The sequence below is a fragment of the Arsenophonus sp. ENCA genome (assembly GCF_002287155.1).
In the GTDB taxonomy this organism is placed as follows: Bacteria; Pseudomonadota; Gammaproteobacteria; order Enterobacterales; family Enterobacteriaceae; genus Arsenophonus; species Arsenophonus nilaparvatae.
The window spans coordinates 1-1,623 of the sequence record NZ_NHNG01000385.1; the positions used below are offsets into that span (position 1 = coordinate 1).

Annotated in this window: 2 protein-coding genes; one reads left to right on the forward strand and one right to left on the reverse strand. The window is 39.4% G+C overall.

Annotation, left to right across the window (positions count from 1 at the left end; translation table 11 throughout):
* The first annotated feature begins 196 nt into the window (after positions 1–196).
* Positions 197–1,171, forward strand: coding sequence for a transposase (locus tag CBG25_RS10065; RefSeq protein ID WP_290606423.1), 975 nt, complete (start codon positions 197–199; stop codon positions 1,169–1,171).
* On the opposite strand, the gene CBG25_RS10070 is transcribed toward CBG25_RS10065, so the two are convergent.
* On the reverse strand, positions 1,168–1,623 hold a 456-nt coding region (locus CBG25_RS10070; protein WP_290606424.1), incomplete at its 5' end, for a helix-turn-helix domain-containing protein. The genes CBG25_RS10065 and CBG25_RS10070 overlap by 4 nt on opposite strands.

Below are 1,623 nucleotides of genomic sequence, written 5' to 3' on the forward strand. Positions count from 1 at the left end.
TTTTGCGCGATGGAAACTAATATTATTAGGTTCTATTTTATGACTGGTTCTATATGACTGATTCGGGTGACACTGTGTCACCATGAGCTGCTGTTTTTGTCACTATGAGGTTGTCATTTTTGTCACCCACGAGTTTCGCAATCTCCAAAAAAGAAGTATAAATTTAAAAACAAGAAAAAATTAGGATGTTCATATTTTGTCCGGTTATCCATGCATTAAAGATATCTATAAAACATTCTTACAAGTAAGCAGTGTAAGATACTCTGGTTTGGCGTTATCAGAAGTCAGCCCATCGCCTTTATCTCATGACACGGTTAGCCGATGGCTAAAAAGTAGATGTTTCCGACCTAAAGACCTATGGCGATTAGTCGAACCTGCTATAGACAAAAAAAGCCCTTGTGTACTAATTGCCGATGATACATTGATTGCCAAAACACGTAGTAGAAAAATAGAGATGGTTCATTATCAATATTCAGGTAATAAACATGATGTCATTGCTGGTATAGGTTTGGTTAATTTGCTTTGGCATGATCTGACAAGTGCTGAATCAATTCCTATTGATTATCGTATTTATGATAAAGATTCTGATGGAAAAACAAAAAACACGCACTTTTCCGAAATGCTCGCTCTTGCTAAAAAAAGAGGGATCATGCCAGAAGCGGTAGTGATGGATGCTTGGTATTCTAGCCTAGATAATCTGAAATCCATTCGCTCTCATGGCTGGGTCTGGGTAACCACGCTGAGGAAAAACAGGATTGTTAACCATAACAAACCACTGAACACGTTAGACATCTCAGAAGAAGGGACTTCAATACACTTAAGAGGCTACGGTTGGGTGACTGTTTTCAAATTTACAGCCAAAAACGGCCGTATTGATTACATAGTAACAAACAAAGAGAATCCTAACCGTCAATACGTCAAATCTATCATGGATGCACGTTGGTCTGTTGAAGTTTATCATCGAGAAGTTAAACAAAATTGTGGTATTGAACGCTGTCAGGCTCGCACGAGCCGAGCGCAAAGAAATCATATTTTTCTCGCTATTTCTGCGTGGTTTGAACAACATAAACGTCGGATATCTGAAAAAATAACCCTTTATCAACAAAATTGGGACGTAATCAAAAATGCTATTGCTGAGCACATCCGTGTTTTATTAGCGTACCCAAATTAGTTGTGTGCGAAACTCGTGTCACCATCACTTACCAAATTGTCACCGTCATTTTTTGGTTGTTTCGTATTTGGATTTGGTGATAAAGATTGGCTATTACTTAACCGCAAAACATACTTGTTTGATTGATTATGGTGATGCCCGTTTCGCTCTCTTTGAAAAACTTGAACGAGTCCTTGTTTTTCCAGTTCGGCAATATGACGAATGACGGTTCTTTTTGAAATTTCACACTGCTTGGCAATAGATTCATAGGAAGGCCAACAAATACCTTCATCATTGGCATGGTCAGCAAGTTTAAGCAAAACGAGTTTTCGGGCGGGATTTCCTACTTGCGAAGGGTGAAGCGCCACGCCCCCGATACGTTTTCGTTTTTCCCACTGCTTGGTTTTCTCGTTGAAATAAACGCTTGGGTCATCAAATCGGCAGATGCGATTATTCATCGCTGCATGTGAGGG